Raw genomic sequence first — 23766 nt, forward strand, 5'->3', positions numbered from 1 at the left:
AGCCCCAGTTCAAGAAGAAGAACAGATCGTGGTCATTCCAAGACTGCTCATGTGCCTTGTGCTCGCTTGCCTGGCCTCGTCACCGAGCGCCACCATGTCCACGCTCGGCCGTTGTGCGCCACAAGAGGCCATGGAGCATGGCGGCGGGCTCAACGCCTGCGGTTGCCACTTCAACAGGCGCACCGGCGAGTGCCATTGCCATCAGGCCAGAGGCTGTGGATGCGAATGCCAGTCGGCGGCGTGCCCGTGATGAGGTCGTATCGCCCATCTCTCCCCGGCCTCGAGATCGGCGGGCTGAGCTGACACGCCCTGGTTGGCTTGGAGGCGTTGGCAGCCTAGTGCGGCTTCACAATGCCGTGGTCGGCGGGTCGATGCATCAAGGCAGCCGGCCAAAACCCGGCACCCGCAAGGCCCTGTCGTCCACATCGACGCCGAAGCCCAGCCCCAGCAGATTCAGCTCCACGCCCTCGTCGCGTGCCACCGTCACGCCCGCCAGGCCCAGCAACGACAGTTGCCACCCCGTGCCGCTGGGTGCGTGGTCGATGAAGGTGGTCAACCCGAGGTAGTCCTTGCCGATGGCGGTGGTTGGCAGGTCCAGTCGCAGGTCGGGCACCTGTCGGGCCACCCAAGCCACGAACGTGTTGCTGTTGGGGCCTGGCCAGAGGCGGTAGGACGAGCGCCAGGGATAGGCCGCCACTGCAGATTCGATCTGGTCTATCATGGCTTCTGCCCGGGCACCTCGATGGTCGGCCAGCAGTTGCGGATTGGCGCCGAACCATTGAACGCTCGGATCGTCGACTTCGCTGGTGACCAGTGCATCTCCGCCGCGCCGGGCCCGCCAGCCGACGATGTGGTACGTGGTGTAGCGTTCCGCGCCGGCGCGCTTGACCGCGATCCAGGGGTGGATGCCGAAGGCGCCGCGCCACCGCACGATGCGAGCGCCGTACACCTGCACGACCGCACCGCGTTCGGACGCAGCGTCGGGCGCCTGCTTGGTGCTCTCACGACTCATCATGTACCAAGGCGTGTGCAAGTCGAGGTTGCCGAACGCCAGCACACCCACGGGGCCGAGCATCAAGAGTGCGAGCAGGCCCAGCAAAACCAGCGGCCAACGTAACCAGCGCGTCGAGCGCTTCCGGATGGGAGGCGAAGTGGCGGCGTCGGTCATTTCGAGAGTGTCGCCGCCCCCCTGGAACGGTCACAAGTGCGTGCGTCGCGAGCCTACGTCGCCATGGCGCCGATACCCAGGACCGCCAAGGCTACGAACACGATGGCGACAATCAGGAAGATGAAGAACAGGATCTTCGCGATCTTTGCAGCACCGGCGCTGATCCCGGTAAAGCCGAAGACACCTGCGACGACCGAAACGATGGCGAAGATGATGGCCCACTTCAGCATGAGGTTTTTCCTTGTTGGTGCCTTGTATTGTTCGCAATGGTCAGCATGCGTCAGGTAGGGCTGAGGCTCACAGCAGCGTCAGCGAGCTGCGTACCGCACCACCGGGGTTAATCATGAACCAAGACGATCCATGCATCCAGTGCGACGAAGAGCATCAGGAAGAACGTCCTGACCTGCTGGACGCCTCCGAGGAGCCGCAGTCCACGCCGGCTGAACGATTGGGCTTCGAGCCCTTCCAGTACACCGAGCGCAGTTAGATGATGCACAGCTTCGGCAACTCTTCCCTCCTGAAACCGCGCCATGAACCGCCAAGCTGTTCCACCCGCATCGCTCGTCTCGCATCTGCGCACCGCACGCCGCATCGTGGTCTTGACCGGTGCCGGCATGTCGTCGGAAAGCGGGATTGCCACTTTTCGGGACAAGGGGAGCGGCCTCTGGTCGCGCTTCGATCCGCAGGCGCTTGCGACGCCGGAGGCGTTCAGGCGCGATCCTGAAACGGTGTGGGCGTGGTACGAGTGGCGGCGCCGCCATGCGTCGCTCGCCGTTCCGCATGCGGGCCATTTCGCGCTGACCGCACTTGCCGCCCGGACTGGGGTGGAGGCGCTCACCATCGTGACGCAGAACGTCGACGACCTCCATGAACGCGCGGGTGCCAAGGCGGTCCTTCATCTTCACGGGAGCCTGTTCGCGCCCCGCTGCTTCGACTGCGGGCGCGCGTGGGTCGGCCTCGCGGATACATCGGGGCCGGAACCCGAGCGCATCGGTACGCGCCTGGCACCTCCACGCTGCGACACTTGCAACGGCCTGATCCGTCCTGGGGTGGTCTGGTTCGGCGAAGGCTTGCCGGAGGCGGTCTGGCGCGAGGCACTTCGCACGATCGAGCGTGCGGATCTGTTGCTGGTGGTCGGAACATCCGGCCTGGTGTACCCGGCGGCGGGCCTGCCGGACGCTGCGCGTAGCCGGGGCTGCGCTGTCTCCGTCATCAATCCTGATGCCTCCAGCATGACGGGGAGCTCCATGGATTGGCAGATCCAGGCGGGTGTCGGGCTTCCTGCCTTGGTGTCGAGCCTCGACACCGCCGCCAGACCGCCATGAGGCGGTCAAGGCACCCCTGGCGCCAGCACCTGCTGCATCGCCAGGCGGATCTGCGGCAGACGCTCCAGCGCCGTGCGCCGGCCACAGTCGACCATGGCTTCGGCCGCCGCAAAGTTGAAGCCCTCGCCGACCGGGATCGGAACGGTCAGCGACAGGTCGGCGCGATCGGCCTGGGCGGCGGCGTCCCACCAGCCCTGCAAGCGCCAGGCACCGCCCATCGCGGCGCGCAGGCCGAACGGGCGACGCAGTCGCTGTTCGAAGCGATCGGCGGCGCGCGCAGCATCGAGGGGCGCCTCGGGATAGGTGGGTCGGACCAGCGCGGCGAGCCTGAAGCCGCAGCCGCGCGCGGCGAGCAGGTCGACCGGCAGGCGTGACACGACCGCACCGTCGACGAGTACCGAGTCGCCGAGCCGGACCGCGGCGAACACCCCCGGGATCGCCGCCGTGGCCCGTGCCGCCGGCGCCACGGCGCCGCTGTCGAGCACGACACGCTTGCCCATCGTCAGGTCGGCCGCGACGACCGCGACCGGCAACCGCAACTGCGCAAACGTGGCATCGCCATACAGGTCGCGGGTGAGCGTCGCCATGCGCGATTCGGAGATGAGCGAGCCGCGTGGCAGCCATTGCATGCCCCTGGCGCGCGCGAAGTCCGCGACCACGCGCAGGACGTTCTCGGTCGCCGCGCGCGCGCTGCCGAATCGGGCAAAGGCCAGTGCCACGGCACCCCCCATGCTCGAGCCGCAAAGGAAGTCGATCGGCAGCCCGTCGCTTTCCAGGACCTCGAGCACCCCCAGGTGCGCCAGCCCGGCAGCCGCGCCCACGCTCATGGTCACGCCCACCTCCCGGCCGCATAGCCGCCGCACGAGGTGATCGAGCGCCGGCTGGCGCGCCCGCGACCAGTCGCCGCCCGATGCCGCAGCGTCGATCTCGTCGCGCGGCACCGCGTGGCACCAGCGCTGCAGTGCCGCCGCCCCGGAGAGCGCACCCGGGCGCCAGACGACGGGGGCGGCGTGCGTATCGGGGAGGCGGCGCAGATCGTCTGCGGTGACCAGCAACGCGTCATCGGCATCGAGCTGCGCCATCAACGCCGCGCTGCCGGCCTGGCCGGTACCGAGCAGCAGCACTGCGTCGCTCGGCCCAACGTCCCGCCAGCGGCGAATGCGCTGCGCGCCGCTTGCCGCGTCGTCGCGCGACTCGTCGTGCTCGGAGCCGGGCGCGTAGTGCTGCAAACCGCGGGCAAGCGCCGCCAGCAGGATCGGGTCGCCGACCTCCCCCGTCGGCACCAGCACGACGCGCGGCCGCGTCACCGGCGCACGGCGCGTCCGCTCGCGAAGGCGCAGCCCCAGCATGTTCGCGACGTTGCGGAAGAACGCGACCTCCTGCGCCATCGCCTCCAGGAGAACGGGGGCCGAGAGGACCCAGGTCTGCACATCGCGCTGGGCGACGACGTTGGCCGAAACCGGATCGCCGGTCAGCGCCGACAGCTCGCCGAAGCACTGGGGCGGCAACAGCAGCAGCCGCCGGCCACCCCCCGCCAGCTCGACGCGCACAGCCCCGTCGATCAGCCCGAACAGCTCGGCCGACGGCACGCCGGCGCGCAGGATGATGTCGCCCGCTTCGAAGCGACGCGTCTGCAGGCATCGTTCGAGGGAGGCGAGCGCCTCGGACGAAATGCCGGCGAACAGCGGGTGCAGGGCGAGGGCAGGCGTCATCGCGCCAGGCCGGGCGCCAAGGCGTCCCGGCGCGCGACGTTCTCGATCGGCAGGGCAATCGGCTCGGCGATCATGGCCGCCAGTATGCCGCGGCGCGTGGGCGCTTCGGTGATCGGGTCGGGCGTGCCGTGGGGCAAAATCGTTCGTCCCATCCGCCACGCGTGCAACCCGCCGGCCTTCGCACCGGACACCCATGCCGAAGATCGCCAAATCCGCCATCGTCGTCCCGAGCAAGCTCGACCCCGCCGCGCGGCAAGAGTTCATCGATGCGCTCTACAGGGTCCATTGCGAGGTGTTCGACGGCGTCAGCCGCGACTCGTTCGCGAAGTACGTGGTCGAGTCCCCGGCCGAGCACACCTGGATCAACGTGCACCGCAACCACGCAGGCGAGATCGTTGGCTACTTCGCGCTGCACATCTTCGAGCGTGAACTGGCCGGCAAGGCGAGCGCCATCTTTCGTGCCGAGGCCGGTACGATGCGCGCTTACCGCGGTGGCGATACCAACACGCGCTTCGGTCTCGAGCTCGCCCTGCCTTACCTGCTGCGCCACCCGGGGCGGCGCGTCTACTACCTCGGCTCGCTGGTGCACCCTTCGAGCTATTGCGTGTTTGCCAAGCTCTTCGATGTGGTCTGGCCGAGCACCCGGCATCCGCCGCCGCCGGCCGTGCTCGCCTTCATGGACGAGTTGGCGAACTCGTTCGGCCTCGAGCGCGTGACCCCCGACAACCCGCTTACTCGCCAGGTGCACTGGATCACGCGCGACGCCGAGGTCGAGCGCCACTACTGGCGCCAATGCGACAAGCCCGCGGCGCGCTTCTTCATCGAGACCAACCCCGGCTACGGCGCAGGCGACGGACTCGTCACGCTGGTCAGGCTCGACGCGCACAACCTTTGGCACTTGATCTCGACCTTCTTCGCCGAACGCTTCACCCGGCGCAAGGAGGGCTTGATGGTGATGCTGTACCGCCTGCCCGTCGGCGGCCAGCTGCTGCGCCCCGCCGAGGTCATCCGGCGCCTCAAGGCGACCGCACTGTTCGGCTCATTCGACGCATCCAGCCTGGCCACGCTGGCACGCAGCGCGCAGATCGTTGCGCTTCCCGCGGGAAGAACAATCTTCCGTGCCGGCGACCCGGGCGACGAGCTCTACGTGATCGCGCGCGGCGCCGCCTATGTGCTGGCCCCTGGCGAGGGCGAAGGCGAAGAGCACATCATCGACGAGCTGGCCAAAGGCGCCATGTTCGGCGAGATCGCCATGCTCAGCGGCGAACGGCGCAGTGCCTCGCTGCGCACCGCCACCGCCACGCTGCTCATCCAGATTTCGCGCGCGGCGTTGTTCTCCATCCTCGAAGCGCACCCGAAACTGAGCGAGATCCTCTGGAAGAACTTCGCGGCGCGGCGCTTCGACGACTGCGTGCGCGGCCTGCCGGCGTGGAAGACGTTGGAGCGCGCGGCGCGGATGGCGGTCGTCGACGCGGGGCAGCACCGGTCGCTGGCCGCGGGCGAGCGCGCCGAAGTGAGCGCCGCGGAGATGCTGCTAGTGCTGCTGGGCAACGTGCAGGTCGAGCAGGCCGGCACATCGACCGTCGTGCGCGCGCCCGCCTTCTTCGATACGAAGCAGGCGATGGCAGTCACCGCCAGCGGCGCGGCGCGCATCGTGCGCATCGCGCGCATCGCGCGCTGATGAACCTCGGATTCAAGGGATCCTGGCCGGCGCCGGCTACAAGTCTGCCTCGGACACGAGCAACGATTGCAGCCACAGCGTAATGCCTTGCCATAGGCTCGCGTGCGGCTCGTCGTGCCGCACCTGCGTCTTGCCGCTGTCGTCGCGCAGATGCCATTCGACCGTCTGGCCGTCTTCGCCAAGCTGGAGCCGGTACATGCTGGCGAAGGCATCGGCGCGCAGCAGGCCGAGCGCCTGACGCGTGAGCGCCGCGCAGTCGATGGTGACGCCCAACTCGGTGTTCAGCACCGCCGAGCGAAGATCGAGGTTGACCGAGCCCACCACCATCCAGCGCCGGTCCACGCCCACCACCTTGGCGTGCAGGCGCGGCGTGGACTTGCCGAAGACCCCGAAGGTGTTCGACCGCCGCACCAGGTCGGGACCGAACTCGTACAGCTGCACGCCCAGCCGCAGCATGTCGGGGCGGTAGCGTGAGTAGGCGCGGTATACCAGAGGTTCGTCGGTGGAGCCGAGCGAGTTGGTGACGATCAACACACGCGTGCCGCGCTTTTGGGCCTCGCGCATCATGCGCAGGCCCACCGGGCCTGGCAGGAAGTAAGGATTGACAACGACCACTTCCTCGCGCGCAGCGCCGATCACGTCGAGCTTGGCACGCATCGCCGGGCTGGCCTTGTTCGGGTCCACGGGTTGGAGCACCTTGTCGGGCGGGTCGTCGTGCACGCGGGCACTGCCGGCCAACAGTTTCAACCGGCCATCCGCGATCTGCGCGCGCACCGTGCTCTGGCCCAGGTAGTCCCGCGGCGGCACGTTCGGCGGTGGGCCGGCGATTCTTTTCAGCTGCACGTCGAAGTCGGCGCGCCGCTCGGCGGGTTTAGCGGCGCGTTCCAAAGCGTGCAGCCTCTGCTCCAGCGCCCACACCTGTTCGCTGTTCCAGTAGCGGTCGAAGCTTGCCGACAGCTGGCGCACGACGGTGCCGGCGGAGAGGACGTCGAGGTCGATGAAGTTGGCCTCGCCGTGGCGCGTGAAATATTCGTCGGCGATATTGCGCCCGCCATAAACGGCGAACTGGTTGTCGGCGACGAAGAGCTTGTTGTGCATGCGGCGGTTGACGCGCGTGAATTCGTGCAGCGACAGCAGCAAGCGACGGATCGGCGTGCCGTAGCGTTGGGGCAGCGGGTTGAACAGGCGCACTTCGGCGTTCGGAAACGCGGCCAGGCCCCGCAGCATGGGGTACAGATCGCCGGCGTGGTAGTCGTCCACCAGCAGCCGCACACGCACGCCGCGCACCGCGGCATCGCGCAGCGCCGCCAGGAAGGCTGCGCCGGCGGTATCGGCATGGATGTGGTAGTACTGCGCATCGATCGAGCGTGTGGCGGCCTCGGCCAGCGCGAGGCGCGCATCGAAGGCCATTTCGCCGCTCGGCAACAGCATGAAGCCCGAATTGCCACCGGGCGCCTCAGCCAGGCTCGCCGCAGCAATGCGCCCGAGAGGCGTGTCGCCGGTATCGGCGATGGCGCTGCTGGCAGGCTGCGCGATGCGCGGTGGCAGCGTTGTGCAGCCGGCGAGCAGCAGCACGAAGAGGGCGGTCAACCAGCGTCTCATGGCTTCGGTTCCGAACCGCATCGCCTGGAAGGAAGCGAGCGTTCGCCGCAATTCTGACGCCATCCACAGGGCAGGGGAAGGTCCTGCTTGTCCAGGCAGCCGGCACGCACCCCGCGGCGCGCGATCTCGAACCCAAGAAGCCCCGGGCGCACGGCCGGAGAAGCCTTCAGAGGGTGCCCCAGAGGACGGCAAGCTGTGCCGAGACCAGCTGTCCGTGAGTGCGGCGGATCTCGTCTAGGCTCAGAGCGGACCTGAGTTCGCGGGCTCTTCGCAACGGCACGAGGGCTTCGGTGACGCGCCCAAGCCGCGCGAGCGCGCCCGCCTCCAGGATGCGCGCCAAGTAGAAGCGCGGATCACGTGCTTGCGAGATGCGCGCCTCGTCGAGGCTTTCGGCGATGCGCTCCGCGTGCAGCATGTGGATCCCCATCGTCCATCCCCAGAAGGCCAGCCGGCGGTCGCGCGGGCTGATGCGCATGCCCGTCCGCATCTGGTCGATCCCGTCGTCGAGATGACCGCTCTGGATCAGCGCTGCCCCCAGCGCCACGCGGGCCTGCGCGTTGCTTGGGTCGATGCCCACGGCGTCGCGCAGCATTTCGATCGCACGATCGAACAATCCCAAGTCGCTCATGGCGCAGCCGGCGAAGCCCAGCACTTCAGGGCTGCGCCCATCGAGCCGGACGGCTTCATCGATCGACTGCATGGTCTCGGCCTGCATCTCCGGCCATTGCCTGACCAGCCCGAGGTTGCAGCCAAGCACGGTTAGCACGGCATAGTACGCATGGGCCAGTCCGAAGCCGGGATCGACCTTGACGGCGCTGCGCAGGTGCGCTCTTGCTGCCTCCACGGCAGACTCGCTCCAGCCGTGGCTCGCCATCGCGTCGATGGCCTGGTGGTAGTGGCCCCACGCGCCCGGGTTTGCCGAGCGCTGGCGATGGATCAAGCCGATCTCTGCGCGCGTGAGCTCCGGCTGCAACTGCGACATGATCCCGCGTGCGATGCCGCACTGCATGTCCTCGGCTTCCTCGCGCAAGCTGGTGAACTCGCCGTTCCACAGGAGATGGCCGCTCGCCGCGTCGCTGAGGTGCGTCGACACCCGTACCTGCGAGCCGTGCGCACGCAGCGTTCCTTCCACCAGGTAGCGCACGCCGAGCTGCCTGGCCACCTCCGGCAGCCCGACGGTGCGATCGCGGAAGACGAAGGACGAGGCGCGGGAGATCAGCAGGAATCCAGGCACGCGTGCCAGCAGCGCGGTCACATCGGCCACCAGGCCGTCCGCCAGGAACGCGTCGAGAGGATCGGCCGACAGCACATTGAACGGCAGCACCGCAACAGCGGGCTTGTCGAACGGCTGAGACATCGGCTCCTGCGGCCCATACGCCTGGGATCCGTCTGCCGCTTCGGCTTCCGGAGCCCCGCCGGACACCGGCCTGGCAAAGCGGAAGCCCCGGCCGGCCACGGTGGCGATCGTTTCTGCACCGAGAACCTTCCGCAATGCCGAGACCTGGACGGAAAGATTGTTCTCTTCCACCACCATTCCGGGCCACACCGCTTCGAGAAGTTCCTGCTTGGTCACCATGCGATCCCGGTGCTCGATCAGGCACAGCAGGACATCGAAAGCACGGGCGCCAAGGGCGACGGGCTTGCCGGCGGCCAGCAGACGGCGTTCGGCGGGCCTGACCTCGAAGGCGTCAAAGCGATGGACGGGGGACACAAGCGCCTTAGTAACGTCTAGCGATTTTTTCAGACGGTTCCAGGACATGCAAGAGCGGTCGGCGGACAGTCGGTCATCACCACCAACCCGACGGAGCAACGATGACCACAGCCTCGCATTCCCGCGATCACATCCAGACTTTGACGGCCCTCGTTCATCCGTTGACCCGCTGGCTGCGCCCTCGCGCCGCATCCGCGTCTCGGCCGGCCGCGTGGACCGTGTCACTCCAGCGGCATGAGACCCGTGCCGTGACGAACTTCGAGGGCGGAACGATCGAGTGCATCGACGGATGCATCTGGCTTACCCAGGACGGCGACTGCCGCGACGTGCTGCTGGAGGCGGGGCAGTCCCACGTGGCCGACCGCGGCGCTCGCCTGCTCGTCCATGCCATGGCGTGCTCCGCGATACGCCTGGTCGCTTCGTCTCGCGCGACATGAGCATGGACGCGAGCCGCCTCGAGCGTGACACCGCGACGCGGCATGGCAGGCGGGATTCAGTTGATGATCTCTCCCTTGCCTACGCGTACGCGCTCTGAGCTGCCGGGCATAGATCGACACAACCCGGCAGCCGCGTCAGCGCACGGCCATGCGCACAAGCCGCGCCGCCTCTTCGGCACGCGCGTCTTCCACCTCGCGCAGCACCCCGCCCAAGTCCACCGGCCCGCTCGGCCGTGCGAAGCTCCCCGTGAGCGCCGAGCCCGTGTGAAGCTCGCCGCGCTCGTAGAGGTTCCATATTTCCTCGCCGTAGCGGGTGGAAAGCAGCTCGGGCGCGAACTGGCCGAAGAAGTCCGCAAGATTCCCCACATCACGCAACAGCATCCGCCGCGCGTGGTTGTTGCCCGCGGCATCGACGGCCTGCGGCAGGTCGATGATGACCGGGCCGTCGGCGGCGAGCAGCACGTTGAACTCGGAAAGGTCGCCATGCACCACACCCGCGCACAGCATGCGGATCACCTCCATCAGCAGCGTCGCGTGGTGCAGCCGCGCGTCCTCCGGCGTGAACACGACGTCGTTGAGGCGCGGCGCGGCATCGCCGTGCTCGTCGGTGACCAGTTCCATCAGCAGCACGCCGTCGGCAAAGTTGTAGGGCTCGGGCACGCGCACGCCCGCCGCGGCCAGCCTGTAGAGCGCATCGACCTCGGCGCTTTGCCAGGCTGCTTCGGTGGCTTGCCGGCCGAACTTGGTGCCCTTGGCCATCGCGCGCTGCAGACGCGTGTTCTTGACCTTGCGGTTTTCGGTGTAGTCGACGGCCTGGCGGAAGCTGCGCTGGGTCGCTTCCTTGTAGATCTTTGCGCAGCGCGTGTGGTCCCCGCAGCGCACCACGTAGACCATCGCTTCCTTGCCGCTCATGAGCTGGCGAACGACGCTGTCGATCAATCCTTCGTCGATCAGCGTCTGTAGTCGAGGGGGTGCTTTCATGGTTCATTTTGCCTGCATGCGGGGCGGGCCCACGACGCGGAGGCCAGCTGATCCAGTCAATCCGAATCAGGAAAGGTGTCCGTGAAGGCTGCCGCAAAGGCGCGGGACCCGCTCAGGGTGAGGGAAAGGGTCGTTCGCCCAGGCACGCGCGGCATGGAAACGATCGCGTGCTCGCAGTCGTAGGTGATTTCAAGCGGAACATCATCCTCGGCCACTGCTTGCAACTCGAAGTCCCACTCGCCGTTTTCTTCGACAGCAGATGGTGCGCCGAAATTGCGACAGGCCCAACCGAGCACGGTTTCGACCTCATGGATCAGGGCGGGCAAGCGATCAGCAAGGACGGACGCCATCGCGTCGAAGCTGCAGGCGCCGGTCTCCTCGTCGGTCAATTCGAAGAGCAGGTATTCGAGTGGCATGCCTGGAGGATGCCGCAATGTCGAAAGGTCCGCTTCCGCAGATGGACGACCTTCAGGTTGAAGGAGCGTTCACCTCAGCACATGGCTCGCCAGCGACCTAGGCGGCCCCAAGCGTGAAAGCAGCAAGCTCCCAGTCTCCCGTGTTCTCGTCCCACCTGAGGACGTACAGATGCCCGTCATCTGCGTCGACCTTGAACCAGCGGTGTGCGGGCCCAAACCAGCGGTCGACGATGCCACGCACGGCAAGTCGGCGCTCACCGAGCCAGAAAGCGGATGGTTCCGGTTCACCGCGATAGCCGACGGAGCACTCCACACGAATCATCATGGCTCACGGTACAGCTGAATCTGTGGGCGCCGACCGGCTGCAGTCGGACCGTTGCTCTCTACACGCTCGCAAGAACCCTGCGCATCCGGACCAGATCCCGACGGTACTTGGTCGCCAAGGTGTTCTTCTGTGCGTCGGTGAGGATCTTTCCTGAGATCTGGAAGAACTTCCGCTCCTCTTCCCTGAGGTGATGGTGTACTTCACGGCAGAGCTTCTTGGCGCGCTCGACCCAGTTCTCGGCATGCTCCTTCGCCTTTCCCAGGTTCTCGACGCACTCATCGATTTCGTGATGCTCGGCCAACGCATGCCGCGACGAATCCAGGCCTCTGTCGTCCATCAGGATGGGCGCGTAGAGATACCGTTCTTCCGCAGCAGCGTGGGCCGCGAGCTCGATGCGCAATGCGCGGAAGGTCTCAATGGCGCGTGAGGTGCCCGGCTTGATGCGCATCAGTTGCCGGCAAAGCTTGCGCTGAAGCTCATGACTTTCGCGCAAGGCTTCGTAGATGTTTTCCATATTCTGGTTGAGTTGTTCTGGATGCTTGGTGCTGCCACGGTTTGGCGGAGGACAGTCATTTGCGACGCTGAAATCGCTGGTACGAAGCCATCAACGGGGTTGCTGACGAACCATGGAGCAAGACCGACAACGCCACCGCAAGCAGCACGCTGTCCGTCAGCGCCTGCAGTTGCGACGCAGGCGCTCCGTGGTTGACTGCGTAGGCCAGGTAATAGAGCGATCCGACGCCGCGGATTCCGAACCAGGCGCCGAGCCGCCGTTGCATTGGGGTCCAATGGACGGCGAAAGTCGTGAGATAGACCGAGAGCGGTCTCGCCACGAAGATCAAGATGCCTGCAAGCATGAAGTTTGTCGTCGTCAACATATCGCGCGCGAGCAAACTGCCGATAACGAGCATGGCGGCGAGCTCGACGAACCGTTCGAGTTCCTTCGCGAAGTCAAGCACCAAACGGGTCATCTTGCCCGCCGTCCTGGCTGCAGAAGTAGTCGGCGCCACGCCGGACGTTCGCGCATCCGAAGCTGCGTCTTCGACGGCAGGATCCTCGTTGGCTACGACGCTTTCAACATCGCGCATACCCAAGCCCGCCACGAACACTGCCAGGAAGCCATAAACGGAAGCTTGAAGCGCGATGCCATACGTTAGTGCAATCAGGCCGAGTGCAAGGAAACTCTCCATGCCGAGCGCTTGCTGCTTCCTTTGCCGCAGGAACATCACCAGGCGCGTGAACCCCGCACCGCACAGCCAGCCCACGGCCAAACCGCCGCCAATCGCCCACAGCACGTCGGCACCAAGCCATCTCATGCCTAGCGGGCCGAGCTCTCGGGCACCAAGAAGGCCGAGTGCGAGCATGACGAACGGAAAGGCGGCCCCGTCGTTGAGCCCGCCTTCGGCGGTCAGCCCGAAGCGCAGCTCATCGCGGTCCTTCTCATGCCTGACTCTTACCTCCGAAGCAAGCACGGGGTCGGTAGGCGCCAGGATCGCCGCCAGGAGCAAGGCCGTGCCCAACGCCAACTCGAGGATGACACCGGCAACGGTCATGACTGCGATCGTCAGCGTCATGGCCACGGTCGCTAGCAGAACAGGCGCTATCCAGGTGGCGTCGAAGACCCGGATCTGTAGCCGCAATCCCACTGCGAACAGCGAGATCAGGACGGCGATCTCGGCGATGACTTCGATCAGATGGGCGTCCCGCGCGAGGCTCAGGTCGAGGAACCCGAAGCCTTCGGGACCTGCGACGTAGCCAATCAGCATGTACAAGGCCGCTGCGCTGATCGGCAGCGCTCGCACCAGCGTACTGCCCAGCCCCATCAGGATGAGCAGCCCGCCGATGAAAAGGCACCAGGTGGCAAACGCCATGATTGTGAGTTGTTGCAGGTGATTCGACCACCGAAACAGCAGCAAGTCCAACCGGGCGGCCGAAGGCGTGTTCCCTTTTCAACTAGACGAATGCTCGAACCCTGCGCACAGTGTTGAGATCGGATGCAGCAACTGAAGGCGCATGCTCGAGGGGCATACCCGGCGTTGGTGGTTTTCACCGGCGGGGGAGCATGGAAGGAGCCGGGTACATGTTCGTCCTTTCCCTCATCCTGGTGCTGCCGTTTGCGTCGCTTGTAGTGATGCCCTTGTCCTTGTGTCTCGCTCGCGCTGGTGCAGCGACAGTTGCGCTGATGGCCGGAGCTGGGGTCGTCTCAGCACTCGCTCTTGGCGCCTTGAGAGCCGCATTTCCTTCGAACGAATGGGGTCGCACGCATCGCCTTGAAGCGTTGTCGGCACTGCGCTCTCAGTTGGCGTCATAGCGACTATCGTGTTCTGTGCCTTCGCTCTTGGAGCTCGGATGCCTCTCTGGCGCTTCCCACGGCGCGTGTTGGAGAAATCAGAGACGGTATAGCCTGAAGACAGCATGCGGCCAGAAGCCCACCTTCGCGCAATGGCCTCACAGGAGAACCTGGAGCACAGCAAAGAACATGAACATCAACATGCTTGCACGCAAAGCCGCAAAACCGGGCGGTCCAGCAGCCTATGGCGGCGCCGTTGAAGTCGAAGACATGATTCGCTTCGTGCTGCTTCACGGCGAAGCGGCTGCTGATGAAATCGAAAGGCTTTCTAGCCAGCATGGCTGGCTTATGGATGGAATGGTGCTACCAGACGGCATCCTTGTGCGACCAATGGGCCGCTGGGCTCAGACGTGCGTTGCCTTTGGCCGAGGCGGTGTGGTTGCCCTGCGACCGCAACTTGACGACCAAACTCGGCGCGTTTTGCGGCCGCCTTCCTTGCTCACGTCGCCAGCGTGGAGAGCGTGGAACTACTGGTGGACTATTGCAAGAGAGTGAGCTGGCCTGAGGCTGATTCCGAGCATCCCGGTTGGAAGGCCAAGGCGTCCTTGAACCGGCTGTTGAGCAGACGTTTCAGCCGCTGCAACCGAAAGATGCTATGTAGGACTGGCCAAATCGGCTTGGAGAGCTAAAACCGCATTTCCGATTCTCTGTTGCGAAGGAGTATGGAAATGACGACGACCCGAACAGTCCTACGAGGCAAGGATACCGCCGAAGGCGGCGATCTGTACATGAGCTTCGAGCTCGGCGACAAGCATTGGCAGATGAGCATCGGCGATAGCCGGCGCCGCGTGAGCCGCTATACCGTCGGCGCCGGCGATACAGCTGCCGTGGCCGATTGCATCGTCAAGGCCGGGGCGCGGCTGCGTACCGGCGCTCAGGCGCGAGTGCACAGCTGCTACGAAGCTGGGCGTGACGGTTGGTGGCTGCATCGCTGGCTGAGCGAGTTGGGCGTCGACAACATCGTGGTCGATGCGGCAAGCATCGAGGTCAATCGGCGCGCACGGCGAGCCAAGACCGATCGGCTCGATGCGGACAAGCTGTTGGCGATGCTCATTCGCCACCACGCGGGCGAGCACGTCTGGTCGGTGCAGCGCGAACCGAGCAGCGAGGACGAAGACGCACGCCGTGTGCACCGTGAATTGCAACGGCTTACTCACGAGCGCATCGCGCATACGAACCGCATCGGTTCGCTGTTGGTGCTCCACAACCTGCGGCCGAGGATCGTCATCGGCGGACGCGACTGGGCGGCGTGGTGGGACCGTCATCGCGATCAGGTGCCGCCGATGCTGCGTGCGGAAATCGAGCGGGAGGGGGCACGCCTGAAGCTGGTCAAGGAGCAAGTCAGAGCGGTCGAAGCTGCGCGCTGCAAGGACCTGGCCGAGGGCAAGCAGCCGCTGGTCGCGCACCTCGCGCGACTGCGTGCGATCGGACCTAAGGGCGCCTGGGTACTGGTGAAAGAAGTGTTCGGCTGGCGGCACTTCGCCAACCGGCGCGAACTCGCAGGCAGCCTGGGCTTGGTGCCCACACCGTATGCCAGCGGCGACAGCGAGATCGAGCAGGGCATCAGCAAGGCAGGCAACAGGCGAGTGCGAGGCCTGCTGGTAGAGCTGGCTTGGAGCTGGGTACGCCTACAGCCCGGCAGCGCGCTCACGCAGTGGTTCAATCGGCGCTTCGCCGGCGCGGGCAAGCGCATGCGCCGTGTGGGGATCGTGGCCCTGGCGCGGCGACTGGTCATCGCACTGGTGGCGCTACCTGCAGGACGGCGAGATCCCGGCGGGCGCGCACCTGAAACCCGCCGTGGCTCACGCTTGAGCAACCAGAGTCACACGGTACACACCGCCAACATCATGATCACAGGTCGACGCGCCCGTAACGTCCGCGGGTCGCCACATGGCGACCGTCCTCAAAGAAGGGGCGCGCCGGTAACCGGGGATTGCCAGCGCATCTGGCGCGCATGCTGCATGTGGTGTCGGACTCCAGTGTCCTGCACGGATAGAAGCTTGTTCGAGCACCGACTCGGACCTCCAATAGTCCCTGACCTCGGATCACGATGAATGTCGCATCCCCCCGGCACTTCGACAGGCTGCTACGAACAGGTCCCGCCATGACCGTCATGCCTTGACAAACCAGTCCTCATAGAAGCGGACATCCGCAGCACCGACGCAATAATCGGCGATGCCTTCAATCTCCGTTGGGCCACTTCCCGCTGAATGCCTGTTCGACGAAACCTTGCACATCACGGTGCATGGGTTGACGCCCGGTCAACAGATAACGTTGCGGGTCTTGAGCGCTGGGGCAGCAGGAACCGTGCTTGCTTCGCAAGCGACATTTCACGCAGCCGCTACCGGCGACGTTGACCTCACCCGCGATGCCCCCGCGTCTGGTGATTACACAGGCGTGGACGCCATGGGCCTGTTCTGGTCTCGCTCGCCGCAGCCGGCATCAGAGGTGCCGCTGCCAATACAGTGCGCGGACGACCCCATGACCATTGCACTTGTCGTCGAAAGCGAGTCTTCGGAGGCGATAACGCACAGCATCCGCAGACGCTACTACGACGATTCTGTAGCGGTGCGCAAGGTGCACGAAGCGGGACTTCTGGGAACGTTGTTCGAGCCTCGAGCACTTGGCCGTCATCCCGCGGTTCTGGTTGTGGGTGGCTCAGGAGGCGGGGTGCGGTGGTCTGAGGAAATGGCCGCCTTGCTGGCATCACATGGCTACGTGGCGCTGGCGCTCGCTTACTTTGGCGTAGATGGGCTACCGCCCACGCTAGACCGTATTCCGCTGGAGTACTTCGACAAGGCCCTCGCGTGGCTGGCACAGCAAGAGAAGGTCGAACGCAATCGCATCGCCGTGTCGGGTGCATCCAGAGGCGGAGAATTGGCGCTTCTCTTGGGCGCGACGTTTCCCGCAATCCGGGCTGTGGTGGCATACGTTGCCAGCGGCATTGTCTGGCCCGCCTATCCGCCGAGCGGGCACTCGGCTTGGACACTTGATGGCAAGGAAGTGCCGCATGCCGACGTCATGCCTCTTGAAGAGTGGAACCTCGCCGTTTCGCAAGGTCTTGTCAAACCCGATAGCTTTGACTGGTACTTCATCCCACTGCAGGATAGTGCTGTCGTTGACGCTGCCTCTATCCGCGTGGAGAACATCAATGGGCCTGTGCTCCTGATCAGCGCCCAGGACGACCAAATCTGGCCATCCGCTGCGTTGACCGAGTTCGCCGTAGCTCGCTTTGAGCGGAAGGGTTTCCATCACCCTGTCGAACACCTGTCTTACGCTGACGCCGGCCACAGTCTGGGCTGGCCGCATGTGTCCACCATGTCGACGCGATTCAAGCATCCTGTGTCCGGTGAAGAACAGGACCTCGGTGGCTCGCCAGCCGGCACGGCTCATGCGCGTGAGGACTCTTGGCGGAAGATGCTGGCTTTTTTGCGGGATAGCCTTTAAGCGGCGCCACTCTTCAGCAAGGAGCCGACTTACGTCATCGTCGTGAATCCAGCGGGTACGGCGCCATCGCTGCGGCGCGTGGGGCTGCGCTGCGCGATGGTGCAAACTTGCGCTCGTCCACTGCAAACGATCTGGCAGACCCCCATGATTTCAGTCCATCTTCACGGTCAGCGCTTCCAGGTCCGTGCCGCGGCCATCGTGCTCGATGCCGGTCACCTGCTCGTGCATCGTGCGCCGGGCGATGCGTACTGGGCACTGCCGGGCGGCCGCGTCGAGGTCGGCGAAGCCGCATCGGCGACGGTCGTGCGCGAGATGAGGGAAGAACTTGGCGAAGCGGTGGAATGCGGCCCCCTCGTCCATGTCGCCGAGAACTTCTTCGACCTTGCGGGCCAGCGCAACCACGAGATCGGGTTCTATTTCCGCGTCGCGCTCGATCCGCACTCGAGCGTGCTCGACAAGGGGCGAGTCCACCACGGCATCGAGAGCCACCTGAAGTTGGAGTTCCGCTGGTTTGCGCTCGCGGAGCTCGCGTCGATCAACCTGCGGCCGACTTTTCTGGCGGCCTCGCTGCTGGCCGATCCGCTGGTGTTCTCGCATGCGGTGCAGCGCGAGTACGCATGAGGCCCGAGCGCTGTAACGGTGCTGACACCGCAGCACTCTCCAATGCAGGGCACCCCACACTCCCAGGAGCTCCCATGTCGTTTCCTTCCCGCCGCGGCTTCCTGCGCGGCTCGACCTCGGTTGCCGCGCTCTCGTTCATCGGCACGCTGCAGGCGTTGCAGGCCCGCAACGTCGATGCCGCGATCGCGGGCGATGGCGCCAGCGGCAGCACCGGTCTGGTCGCAAGCCCCTACGGTCCGGTCGCGCCGGTGCTCGACGAAGCCACGGGCCTGCCGCTGCTGCAGCTGCCCGAAGGCTTTGCCTACCGCTCCTACGGCTGGACCGGTGACCTGATGCGCAACGGCCAGCCCTGCCCGGGCAACCATGACGGCATGGCCGTGATCGCGTCCTACGGCCGCGGCAGCAGCGTCGACGTGGTGCTGGTGCGCAACCATGAGCGCGGCCAGTCGACCACGCCGATCCATGCGCCCGCGATGTACGACGCCGTGGCGAGCAGCGTCGACGGACGCTTCGCGGGCGGCGGCACCACCAACCTGCGGTTCAAGGGGCGCCAGTGGATAGGCATGGAGCCGAGCCTCGGCGGCACCCTCACGAACTGCGCCGGCGGACCCACGCCCTGGGGCACCTGGCTCAGCTGCGAAGAGACCGGCAGCAATCTCGAGCCGCAGGGCGGCAAGAAGCACGGCTACGTGTTCGAGGTGCGCGCCAATGCGGCCGAGACCACGGGCAAGCCGATCGTCGCGATGGGCCGCTTCAGCCATGAGGCCGTGGCGGTCGATCCGAAGACGCGCTTCGCCTACCTCACCGAGGACAGCCGCAACAAGTCGGGCTTCTATCGCTTCGTGCCTGCCGATGCGAGCGGCCGCCCCGGCAGCTACGAGGCCGGCGGCAGGCTGCAGATGGCCAAAGTGGTCGGCCGGCCCAACGCCGACCTCAATGTAGCCTCGACCGGCGACACGCACCGCCTCGAGTGGGTCGACATCGCTGATCCCGATGCGAACCCGGTAGCAATTGCGCTGCCTGGCTTTGCGGGCACCACGGCCGTGGCCGGACCGTTCGCGCAGGGCTGGGCCCAGGGCGGCCTGCGCATGGCGCGCGGCGAAGGCATCTGGTATCACGAGGGTAAGCTCTTCATCGTGGATACCGCGACGGGCGTGAACGCCGCGGGCGCGGGCGGCAACGGCGAAGGCGCGGTGTGGGAGTACGACCTCGCGACGGGCCTGCTCAAGGCCGTGTTCGTCTCGCTCGACGCGGTGGCCGCCAACAACCCCGACAACATCACGATCAGCCCGCGCGGCGGCGTGCTGCTTTGCGAGGACGGCGGCGGCGTCGATGAGGGCCATGGCCGCGTCGAGCGCCTGGTCGGCCTGACACGCGACGGTGCGAGCTTCGTGTTCGCGCGCCACAACGTGGTGCTCGGCGCCGACCAGATCGCATCGGCCGGCAAGACCGTCGCGCCGGGCGACTACCGCGGCAGCGAGTTCTGCGGTGCCTGCTTCGACCCGGCCGGCAAGGTGCTGTTCGTCAATGTGCAGTCACCGGGCATCACGTTCGCGATCTGGGGGCCCTGGGCACGCGGGCCGCTCTGACAAACAGATGCCATGGGCAAGGTGAACAAGGCGCCGCAGTTGTTCGAGGAGGCCCCAACGGCACCATGAGTCTGGCAGAAGGGCGAGCAAGCTTCCGAGCGTTCGGAGCCAGTGACAAGTCGGCTCTCCTGCATGTGCGGCGGCCCTACGCGCATGAGCTGCCCTGACGGTTTGCGGCCACTTCGCGCCATTCGTGGCCGACAGCTTTGGTGCTCAAGCAAACCCGTCGACGAGGGCCCGCGCGCCGGGGAGTGCGCCGTTTGATTTCCGCCAGACCACAGTGAGGTTGTTTGCCGGCATTGGTACGGCCTCCTCCAGCGCAAGGCCTTCATTGCCCGCGACTTCCGCCACCTTGTCGATGTCGCGCACGCCCCAGAGCGGATTCCTTGCGCGTAGGCTCGCGTCGAACGCTTCATTGCTCTGCGACGTATGCGCGCCGCCGCGCATGTACGGGCCGTAGGTCACAAGCACGCCGCCGGCGGGCAGGATCCTGCCGGCGCCCGCCATCAACGCGAGCGTGGCCTCCCACGGGGAGATGTGAATCACGTTGATGCACACGACCGCGTCGGCCGCGGATACCGGCCAGGGATGCTTCGTGACATCGATGGCGAGGGGCGGCTTTACGTTCGACAGGTTGGCTTTGGCCACCCACGCCTCGATGGAAGCATGGCGCTCCACGTCCATCTCGCTGGGCTGGAAAGTGAGGGCGGGCAAAGCCCTGGCGAAGTGCGCCACGTGCTGCCCGGTGCCGCTGCCGATCTCGAGCACGAGGCCGCGTGGCGGCAATACGCGCGCAAGTACCTCGAGGATCGGCTGCTTATTGCGCTCGGCGGAGGGGGCGGTCTCGCGTGAGTCCATGCGGCGATGTTAAGCCTCAAGTCGTGCTCGGCGACTCAATCGCTCCGTCTGCTGCCTGCCGATGGGTGGTCTCCGCTGCGGGACTTCCTTCAGGTGCCTGTGGGCGGGTTCGGCCGGCAGCTTTGCAGCAAAGACACTGCCGACAAGGCCTTCGCTCCGAGTTTGCGCTCGAGCTCTAGGGATGGTCTGCAAAACAGGCCCGAGCCTTGCATGATCTGAGCTCATGATTTCCAAGCGCGTGACTTCCCTGAATCAGCTCGGCCTGGGCCTGAACCTGTCAACGAAGAGAACGCGCAAGCGCGAGTTCCTCGATGAGATGGATCGGGTGGTGCCCTGGAGCGCGCTGGTGCAGATCATCGAGCCGCACAGCCCGCGGGCCAGCCGGTTCGGAGTTCGAGCCGTTCATTCCGTTGATTGCTTCCGGCCCGAATGCTTCGATGTTCGAACGCATCGCCACCGAGAAGGTCATTCAGGCAGGTGAGATGGTCATTCTCGACCTCGGAGCGGTGGTGGAGGGCTACACCGCTGACCTCGGCCGCACGGTGATCTGCGGCGGAGAACCCACTGCGAAGCAGCGTGAGATCTACCAGGCGACGTACCTCGCCCTGCAGGAGGCGAAGAAGATGATCCGTCCAGGCGTGACTGGCAAGGCGATTGATGCGCGCGCCCGGGAAGTCATCGCCGACAGCGGCTGGGGCGATTACGTCTACACCGACAACACAGGGCACCAGCTTGGCTACGGACTGCACGGCGAGCCGCTTGTCGATCGCCGCGTGGACTTCGTGGTCGAGGAAAACATGGTCATGTGCCTCGAGCCCCGCATCGTGCTGCCTGACCAGCCGGAAGTCGGTGGCGCGCATCTCGAGGACGTCGTCGTAGTCACGTCGAACGGCTGCGAACAACTCAACACGACGCCGTACGACGCACGCCTGCTTGCCTGATTCTGGAAATCCGCACCGGAGAGCTCAATGACTCGAAGCTCGCTGAACCGCCGCCACTTCACCACCACCTTCGGTGCGGCAGTCGTGGCGACAGCCATGCCCGGAATCGCGCGCGCCCAGAGCGACAAGCCGCTGCAAATCATCGTCGGCTATCCGCCGGGCGGCAGCACGGACACCTTCGCACGCCTGCTCTCGCAGCCGCTCCAGGGAGTCCTCAATCGCAGCGTGGTCGTTCGCAACCAGCCGGGAGCAGGTGGGCAGATCGCAGCCTCGGCGCTGCTGCGCGAAGGTGCGGACGGCTCTGCCGTGCTCGCCATCAACCAGCCTGACCTCAACCTCGCCATCGCGCGCGGGAATGCCGGGTTCAAGTCGAGCGACTTCCGGGTCATCATGGCCGACCTGCACGAGCCCCGCGTGTTCCTGGTCAAGAACGATTCGGGTATTCCGAACTTCGTCAAGTTCGTCGAGCAGGCAAGGGTAAAGCCCGGGAAGCTCTCCATCTCGGTGGCGGGCGGGACTGCTCAGGATGTAATGGCGAAGTGGCTGATCGACAAGCTCAAGATCGACGTGCTCGTCGTCAACTACAAGGGCGGCGCGGAAGCGGTCAATGCGCTGCTGGCTGGCGATGTCACGGCCAACCTCGGCGATGACTACGTGCGGTCAAGTCTGCGTCCCAAGACCACGGCACTCTTCATCGGCTCGGACAAGAAGAGTCCCCGTTGGCCAGAGGCGGACACCTTGCGGAGCCAGCTGAACGCGCTTGGCGTCGCAATGCCATCCCCTGAGTTTCTGAGTCGCTACGGCGTCTATGTTGTCTCTGCCGCCTTCGCGCAGAAGAACCCGAAGGGATACCAGGAGCTGCAGCAGGCGATTCTGAAGGCTCGCACCGGGCAAGTCTTCACGGACTACATCAAGACCAACAATCTTGCTGACCTGTCGCTTGGTGAGCCCGGCGAGCAGTACGAGCGGGTCTTCGCAGCGGAGATGCAGGAGATCGAACGCATGACGAAGTAGCCTGACTTCACTTTCCGGCAACATTGCCGGCGTGATCTCGGGAGAGTCCGGCAGGCGAAGAGATTCCCTGCCGGCGCCGAAGGAGCAACCGCCCCGGAAACTCTCAGGCCCCAGGACCAGAATCACGACGAACTCTGAAGATTGGCCGGTGGCGATCGTCGCCCGGCCCGCCGAAGGAGCAAGCGCGGCCTCGCAACTGGCAGCGCGAATCTCTCAGGTTCCAGACAGAGGGGGTGTCTCGCACGCGGGCGCGTGTGGGTCCCACACCTTTCGACGACCTGGAACCTGGCTATGCACACTCCCTCGATTGCCGTTATTGGCGGCGGCATCACCGGCGTTACGACCGCCTACGCGCTCATCAAGCGCGGCTACGCTGTCTCTCTGTACGAGCGCCATCGCTATGCCGCGATGGAAACCTCCTTTGCGAACGGCGGTCAGCTCTCCGCCTCGAACGCGGAGGTCTGGAAGCATCCATCAACTCTCCTGAAAGGGTTGAACTGGATGTTGAAGGCCGATGCACCACTCCTCCTGAATCCTGCGCCGACGTGGCACAAGCTCAGCTGGTTCGCCGGGTTCATCGCGCAGCTGCCTCGCTACGAGCGAAACACGATCCAGACGGCGCGCCTCGCGGTGGCGGCGCGCGAGCATCTGTTCAAGTGCGCGGCCGACGAAGGCATCCGCTTCGATGCGCTGCACCGCTGGATCCTGCACATCTATCGCGACAAGCACGGCTTCGAGCATGCCGGCCGCGTCAGTGAGCTTCTGGCGCAAGGTGGCTTGCGGCGGCGCGCTGTCACTCCGCAGGAGATCCGGGCCATCGAGCCGACGCTTGCTGGGACGTACTACGGCGGCTACTACACCGAGAGCGATGCAAGCGGCGACATTCATCTCTACACCACGGGATTGGCCAGCGCATGCGAGCGGCTCGGGGCACGCCTGCACTTGGGGAATGATGTCGACAGACTCACCCGCTCGAAAGATGGCGTGCAGTCATGCTGGCAAACGGCGATTCGCGCAGTCACGACGCCGTGGTCGTGTGCGCTGGCATCGCGAGCCGGGCGCTCGCGGCACAGTTGGGCGACCGCATCAACATTTATCCCGTCAAGGGATATTCGATCACGGTGAACCTCCGCGACGTCGCCAGTCGGGCCGCGGCGCCGACGGTGAGCCTGCTGGACGACGAAACGAAGCTGGTCGCCAGTCGCCTTGGCGAGGATCGGTTCCGCGTCGCAGGTACCGCGGAGTTCAACGGGGCCAACCGCGACATCCGGACTGAATCCGACCGCTGGTCGACTGGGTCGAGCACTGCTTCCCCGAAATGAATACGAGCAGCGTGCTTCCTTGGGCGGGACTTCGCCCAATGACACCCAGCATGCTTCCGAGGGTCGGCCGCGGCCGATACCCGGGCGTCTTCTACAACACGGGACACGGCCACTTGGGTTGGACTTTGTCGGCGGCTACGGCAGAAATGGTCGCGGACGCCGTTGTCTCCGGGCTGCCCTCGGGCGAGCGCACGCAGGTGAGAGGGGGCCAATGAGGTCGAGCGGGCCGTTGCATTTGCTCAGGCGTCGCCGACGCCGACCCGGAC

The 23766-nt window shown here is 65.7% G+C and carries 23 protein-coding genes, 3 pseudogenes and 1 riboswitch; of the genes and pseudogenes, 14 read left to right on the plus strand and 12 right to left on the minus strand.

Translation table 11 applies throughout. The features are described 5' to 3' along the window. Positions 1-376: 376 nt before the first annotated feature. Both ACMGEZ_RS17270 and ACMGEZ_RS17275 read right to left on the minus strand, forming a co-directional pair. Positions 377-1168, minus strand: a complete 792-nt coding sequence (locus ACMGEZ_RS17270) for a DUF3750 domain-containing protein (protein ID WP_436823498.1) — start codon at positions 1166-1168, stop codon at positions 377-379. 53 nt (positions 1169-1221) lie between these two features. After that, positions 1222-1398 carry a DUF1328 domain-containing protein gene (locus ACMGEZ_RS17275; RefSeq protein ID WP_436823499.1) on the minus strand — a complete coding sequence of 59 codons (177 nt, stop codon included), beginning with the start codon at positions 1396-1398 and terminating at the stop codon, positions 1222-1224. Positions 1399-1511: 113 nt separating this feature from the next. Between ACMGEZ_RS17275 and ACMGEZ_RS17280 the strand changes: the two genes are divergently transcribed. Both ACMGEZ_RS17280 and ACMGEZ_RS17285 read left to right on the plus strand, forming a co-directional pair. Continuing rightward, positions 1512-1655 (plus strand): hypothetical protein, encoded by a 144-nt coding sequence (locus tag ACMGEZ_RS17280; RefSeq protein WP_436823500.1) that lies wholly within the window; start codon positions 1512-1514, stop codon positions 1653-1655. A 43-nt stretch (positions 1656-1698) separates the two neighbouring features. Next, on the plus strand, positions 1699-2493 hold the full coding sequence (locus tag ACMGEZ_RS17285) for an SIR2 family NAD-dependent protein deacylase (RefSeq protein WP_436823501.1): 795 nt from the start codon (positions 1699-1701) through the stop codon (positions 2491-2493). A 5-nt stretch (positions 2494-2498) separates the two neighbouring features. On the opposite strand, the gene ACMGEZ_RS17290 is transcribed toward ACMGEZ_RS17285, so the two are convergent. Together ACMGEZ_RS17290 and ACMGEZ_RS17295 are read right to left on the minus strand one after the other, a co-directional pair. Next, complete coding sequence (locus tag ACMGEZ_RS17290; protein WP_436823502.1) at positions 2499-4205, minus strand: patatin-like phospholipase family protein; 1707 nt, start codon at positions 4203-4205, stop codon at positions 2499-2501. Continuing rightward, positions 4202-4357: a hypothetical protein gene (locus ACMGEZ_RS17295; protein WP_436823503.1), complete on the minus strand. Its 156-nt coding sequence runs from the start codon at positions 4355-4357 to the stop codon at positions 4202-4204. The genes ACMGEZ_RS17290 and ACMGEZ_RS17295 overlap by 4 nt, the downstream gene beginning before the upstream one ends. Before the next feature lie 41 nt (positions 4358-4398). Here ACMGEZ_RS17295 and ACMGEZ_RS17300 point away from each other — a divergent pair, with 41 nt between their 5' ends. Further along, a complete protein-coding gene (locus ACMGEZ_RS17300; RefSeq protein WP_436823504.1) occupies positions 4399-5886 on the plus strand; it encodes a cyclic nucleotide-binding domain-containing protein in 1488 nt (495 codons plus the stop codon). Between the two features lie 36 nt (positions 5887-5922). Here the strand turns inward: ACMGEZ_RS17300 and ACMGEZ_RS17305 are convergent, their stop codons facing one another. Together ACMGEZ_RS17305 and ACMGEZ_RS17310 are read right to left on the minus strand one after the other, a co-directional pair. Further along, positions 5923-7488: a phospholipase D family protein gene (locus tag ACMGEZ_RS17305; RefSeq protein WP_436823505.1), complete on the minus strand. Its 1566-nt coding sequence runs from the start codon at positions 7486-7488 to the stop codon at positions 5923-5925. Between the two features lie 166 nt (positions 7489-7654). Then, positions 7655-9247, minus strand: coding sequence for a winged helix-turn-helix domain-containing tetratricopeptide repeat protein (locus ACMGEZ_RS17310; protein WP_436823506.1), 1593 nt, complete (start codon positions 9245-9247; stop codon positions 7655-7657). Between the two features lie 53 nt (positions 9248-9300). On the opposite strand from ACMGEZ_RS17310, the gene ACMGEZ_RS17315 reads away from it, so the two are divergent. After that, complete coding sequence (locus ACMGEZ_RS17315) at positions 9301-9636, plus strand: DUF2917 domain-containing protein (protein WP_436823507.1); 336 nt, start codon at positions 9301-9303, stop codon at positions 9634-9636. A gap of 135 nt (positions 9637-9771) precedes the next feature. Here ACMGEZ_RS17315 and ACMGEZ_RS17320 read toward each other — a convergent pair whose 3' ends face one another. From ACMGEZ_RS17320 to ACMGEZ_RS17340, 5 genes are all read right to left on the minus strand, one after another. Beyond that, the gene (locus ACMGEZ_RS17320) at positions 9772-10617 is read right to left on the minus strand and encodes a PA4780 family RIO1-like protein kinase (protein ID WP_436823508.1); all 846 of its coding nucleotides are present in this window, start codon (positions 10615-10617) and stop codon (positions 9772-9774) included. Positions 10618-10673: 56 nt separating this feature from the next. Then, positions 10674-11033 carry a hypothetical protein gene (locus ACMGEZ_RS17325; protein WP_436823509.1) on the minus strand — a complete coding sequence of 120 codons (360 nt, stop codon included), beginning with the start codon at positions 11031-11033 and terminating at the stop codon, positions 10674-10676. A gap of 97 nt (positions 11034-11130) precedes the next feature. After that, positions 11131-11358: a hypothetical protein gene (locus ACMGEZ_RS17330; protein WP_436823510.1), complete on the minus strand. Its 228-nt coding sequence runs from the start codon at positions 11356-11358 to the stop codon at positions 11131-11133. 58 nt (positions 11359-11416) lie between these two features. After that, positions 11417-11872 (minus strand): hemerythrin domain-containing protein, encoded by a 456-nt coding sequence (locus tag ACMGEZ_RS17335; protein ID WP_436823511.1) that lies wholly within the window; start codon positions 11870-11872, stop codon positions 11417-11419. A gap of 55 nt (positions 11873-11927) precedes the next feature. Next, positions 11928-13229, minus strand: coding sequence for a cation:proton antiporter domain-containing protein (locus ACMGEZ_RS17340; protein ID WP_436823512.1), 1302 nt, complete (start codon positions 13227-13229; stop codon positions 11928-11930). Positions 13230-13837: 608 nt separating this feature from the next. Here ACMGEZ_RS17340 and ACMGEZ_RS17345 point away from each other — a divergent pair. The 6 genes and pseudogenes from ACMGEZ_RS17345 (at position 13838) to ACMGEZ_RS17370 (ending at position 19532) form a co-directional block, all read left to right on the plus strand. Next, entirely contained in the window at positions 13838-14203 is a 366-nt protein-coding gene (locus ACMGEZ_RS17345) for a hypothetical protein (protein ID WP_436823513.1), read from the plus strand. Positions 14204-14376: 173 nt separating this feature from the next. Continuing rightward, positions 14377-15520: pseudogene (locus tag ACMGEZ_RS17350) on the plus strand (IS110 family RNA-guided transposase). Positions 15521-15883: 363 nt separating this feature from the next. Next, complete coding sequence (locus ACMGEZ_RS17355) at positions 15884-17155, plus strand: acyl-CoA thioesterase/bile acid-CoA:amino acid N-acyltransferase family protein (protein ID WP_436823514.1); 1272 nt, start codon at positions 15884-15886, stop codon at positions 17153-17155. 144 nt (positions 17156-17299) lie between these two features. Then, positions 17300-17776, plus strand: coding sequence for an NUDIX hydrolase (locus ACMGEZ_RS17360; RefSeq protein ID WP_436823515.1), 477 nt, complete (start codon positions 17300-17302; stop codon positions 17774-17776). A 74-nt stretch (positions 17777-17850) separates the two neighbouring features. Next, the gene (locus ACMGEZ_RS17365) at positions 17851-19365 is read left to right on the plus strand and encodes a PhoX family protein (protein ID WP_436823516.1); all 1515 of its coding nucleotides are present in this window, start codon (positions 17851-17853) and stop codon (positions 19363-19365) included. Next, positions 19362-19532: a CPCC family cysteine-rich protein gene (locus ACMGEZ_RS17370; RefSeq protein WP_436823531.1), complete on the plus strand. Its 171-nt coding sequence runs from the start codon at positions 19362-19364 to the stop codon at positions 19530-19532. Before ACMGEZ_RS17365 ends, ACMGEZ_RS17370 begins: the two co-directional genes overlap by 4 nt. A 46-nt stretch (positions 19533-19578) precedes the next feature. Here ACMGEZ_RS17370 and ACMGEZ_RS17375 read toward each other — a convergent pair whose 3' ends face one another. Continuing rightward, entirely contained in the window at positions 19579-20223 is a 645-nt protein-coding gene (locus ACMGEZ_RS17375) for a DUF938 domain-containing protein (RefSeq protein WP_436823517.1), read from the minus strand. 247 nt (positions 20224-20470) lie between these two features. Between ACMGEZ_RS17375 and ACMGEZ_RS17380 the strand changes: the two are divergent. From ACMGEZ_RS17380 to ACMGEZ_RS17395, 4 genes and pseudogenes are all read left to right on the plus strand, one after another. Continuing rightward, a pseudogene (locus ACMGEZ_RS17380) lies at positions 20471-20602 on the plus strand (IS5/IS1182 family transposase); the annotation flags it as partial. Positions 20603-20660: 58 nt separating this feature from the next. Then, positions 20661-21164, plus strand: a complete 504-nt coding sequence (locus ACMGEZ_RS17385; protein WP_436823518.1) for a M24 family metallopeptidase — start codon at positions 20661-20663, stop codon at positions 21162-21164. A gap of 96 nt (positions 21165-21260) precedes the next feature. Then, complete coding sequence (locus ACMGEZ_RS17390) at positions 21261-22178, plus strand: tripartite tricarboxylate transporter substrate-binding protein (protein ID WP_436823519.1); 918 nt, start codon at positions 21261-21263, stop codon at positions 22176-22178. Positions 22179-22206: 28 nt separating this feature from the next. Further along, a riboswitch (glycine riboswitch) is annotated at positions 22207-22307 on the plus strand. A gap of 162 nt (positions 22308-22469) precedes the next feature. After that, positions 22470-23715, plus strand: a pseudogene (locus tag ACMGEZ_RS17395) (D-amino acid dehydrogenase). Positions 23716-23766 lie beyond the last annotated feature (51 nt).

It is taken from the genome of Variovorax stachyos, assembly GCF_051400855.1.
Taxonomy (GTDB): Bacteria; Pseudomonadota; Gammaproteobacteria; order Burkholderiales; family Burkholderiaceae_C; genus Variovorax.

Coding starts and splice junctions, on each gene's coding strand:
- ACMGEZ_RS17355 (WP_436823514.1), top strand. CDS start 15,884: ATGCCTTCAATCTCCGTTGGGCCACTTCCCGCTGAATGCCTGTTCGAC.
- ACMGEZ_RS17270 (WP_436823498.1), bottom strand. CDS start 1,168: ATGACCGACGCCGCCACTTCGCCTCCCATCCGGAAGCGCTCGACGCGC.
- ACMGEZ_RS17310 (WP_436823506.1), bottom strand. CDS start 9,247: ATGTCCTGGAACCGTCTGAAAAAATCGCTAGACGTTACTAAGGCGCTT.
- ACMGEZ_RS17290 (WP_436823502.1), bottom strand. CDS start 4,205: ATGACGCCTGCCCTCGCCCTGCACCCGCTGTTCGCCGGCATTTCGTCC.
- ACMGEZ_RS17385 (WP_436823518.1), top strand. CDS start 20,661: ATGTTCGAACGCATCGCCACCGAGAAGGTCATTCAGGCAGGTGAGATG.
- ACMGEZ_RS17300 (WP_436823504.1), top strand. CDS start 4,399: ATGCCGAAGATCGCCAAATCCGCCATCGTCGTCCCGAGCAAGCTCGAC.
- ACMGEZ_RS17275 (WP_436823499.1), bottom strand. CDS start 1,398: ATGCTGAAGTGGGCCATCATCTTCGCCATCGTTTCGGTCGTCGCAGGT.
- ACMGEZ_RS17335 (WP_436823511.1), bottom strand. CDS start 11,872: ATGGAAAACATCTACGAAGCCTTGCGCGAAAGTCATGAGCTTCAGCGC.
- ACMGEZ_RS17340 (WP_436823512.1), bottom strand. CDS start 13,229: ATGGCGTTTGCCACCTGGTGCCTTTTCATCGGCGGGCTGCTCATCCTG.
- ACMGEZ_RS17390 (WP_436823519.1), top strand. CDS start 21,261: ATGCCCGGAATCGCGCGCGCCCAGAGCGACAAGCCGCTGCAAATCATC.
- ACMGEZ_RS17315 (WP_436823507.1), top strand. CDS start 9,301: ATGACCACAGCCTCGCATTCCCGCGATCACATCCAGACTTTGACGGCC.
- ACMGEZ_RS17330 (WP_436823510.1), bottom strand. CDS start 11,358: ATGATGATTCGTGTGGAGTGCTCCGTCGGCTATCGCGGTGAACCGGAA.
- ACMGEZ_RS17305 (WP_436823505.1), bottom strand. CDS start 7,488: ATGAGACGCTGGTTGACCGCCCTCTTCGTGCTGCTGCTCGCCGGCTGC.
- ACMGEZ_RS17320 (WP_436823508.1), bottom strand. CDS start 10,617: ATGAAAGCACCCCCTCGACTACAGACGCTGATCGACGAAGGATTGATC.
- ACMGEZ_RS17345 (WP_436823513.1), top strand. CDS start 13,838: ATGAACATCAACATGCTTGCACGCAAAGCCGCAAAACCGGGCGGTCCA.
- ACMGEZ_RS17360 (WP_436823515.1), top strand. CDS start 17,300: ATGATTTCAGTCCATCTTCACGGTCAGCGCTTCCAGGTCCGTGCCGCG.
- ACMGEZ_RS17325 (WP_436823509.1), bottom strand. CDS start 11,033: ATGCCACTCGAATACCTGCTCTTCGAATTGACCGACGAGGAGACCGGC.
- ACMGEZ_RS17375 (WP_436823517.1), bottom strand. CDS start 20,223: ATGGACTCACGCGAGACCGCCCCCTCCGCCGAGCGCAATAAGCAGCCG.
- ACMGEZ_RS17285 (WP_436823501.1), top strand. CDS start 1,699: ATGAACCGCCAAGCTGTTCCACCCGCATCGCTCGTCTCGCATCTGCGC.
- ACMGEZ_RS17280 (WP_436823500.1), top strand. CDS start 1,512: ATGAACCAAGACGATCCATGCATCCAGTGCGACGAAGAGCATCAGGAA.
- ACMGEZ_RS17365 (WP_436823516.1), top strand. CDS start 17,851: ATGTCGTTTCCTTCCCGCCGCGGCTTCCTGCGCGGCTCGACCTCGGTT.
- ACMGEZ_RS17295 (WP_436823503.1), bottom strand. CDS start 4,357: ATGGGACGAACGATTTTGCCCCACGGCACGCCCGACCCGATCACCGAA.